Annotated in this window: 1 protein-coding gene and 1 pseudogene; both read left to right on the plus strand. The window is 39.7% G+C overall.

Annotation, left to right across the window (positions count from 1 at the left end):
* Positions 1-135: 135 nt before the first annotated feature.
* A pseudogene (locus BLV48_RS19675) lies at positions 136-315 on the plus strand (polymorphic toxin type 33 domain-containing protein); the annotation flags it as partial.
* 8 nt (positions 316-323) lie between these two features.
* Positions 324-710, plus strand: coding sequence for a DUF4279 domain-containing protein (locus BLV48_RS18685; RefSeq protein ID WP_091828277.1), 387 nt, complete (start codon positions 324-326; stop codon positions 708-710).
* Positions 711-1050: the final 340 nt, after the last annotated feature.

A 1050-nucleotide genomic window follows, 5' to 3' on the forward strand; every position in this document is an offset into this window, starting at 1 on the left:
TTTTACTTTGGCGAGCGAAAGCGTACCACTAATCAGCAGTTGGCCACCGCTCGCCGTTCAACCATGAGTGTCGCACTTATTATCTGAACTCCCGGGGGGGCATATAATGAATCTGACTCACCATCTGACAAAAAGCTTTCTCCTGGAAAAATCGATAAGCTCAAGGGCGCTGGAGTTGATCCTCATGATTTAAAACCTAAAAAACAAGGATCAAGATATGATTTATTCAAAGACAAAGATGGTAATATTGTAGTTAGGCCTAGAAATGGTAAAGGTCCGGGGGATCCAACAGGTTATAATATAAATAATTTTTAGGTAATCTCATGGAATCATACATTGAACTATCTGTTATTAGCTCTATCTTATGCTCTGATGAAATTGTTAATTTTCTGGGTATGCCTGCTGATAAGAATTGGAATACAGGTGACAAAATAGAAAACACCATCATGGTGGAAAAAGAGAGTGGGTGGCTAATAAAATCAAAAAAAATTAAAAATGTTGAGTTGGATATCCAAATTAATTCCATTATAAATCGAATAAAAGGAATTGAATATAAGTTTAAAGAAATATCCACTTTGAACGAAACAGATGTTCAACTGTCAGCTGTGATTTATTACGAGGAGGAACCCCCTCTTTTCTTTAAAAAGGAAATAATTACATGGTTGAGTGAAATAGGTGCATCAGTCGATATAGATCTATACGCCATTTGAAATAATATTAACCCAGCGGTAATTTAGGTCTGTCAATCATAGCTCGGAGCCCCGTCATAGCAGAGCCTTATCCGACAGGAACCGCCGCCGGGTTAATAAATAGGAGTCAAAACATAAGATTTATAGATTCTGGCCATAGGAAGAGGGTTCAAAACTCTGTATCAGCCAACCAGCCTCATAGGCTGATGCAGCAACTTTTTGATGCAGAAACGCGATAAATCCACGTAGGAAACTGTGGGGAATAAGACGCGAATGGCAATGTACTGAGTAAAGGTGGCCTGAACTTCAGCTACGACCGCTACAACAGTCTCACCAGTGTGAGCGGCACGGTAAGCGCAAC

The organism is Marinobacterium iners DSM 11526 (assembly GCF_900107855.1).
GTDB classification, from domain to species: Bacteria; Pseudomonadota; Gammaproteobacteria; order Pseudomonadales; family Balneatricaceae; genus Marinobacterium; species Marinobacterium iners.

Excerpts from the sequence above, each read along its gene's own strand:
- BLV48_RS18685 (WP_091828277.1), top strand. The coding sequence starts at position 324 with ATGGAATCATACATTGAACTATCTGTTATTAGCTCTATCTTATGCTCT.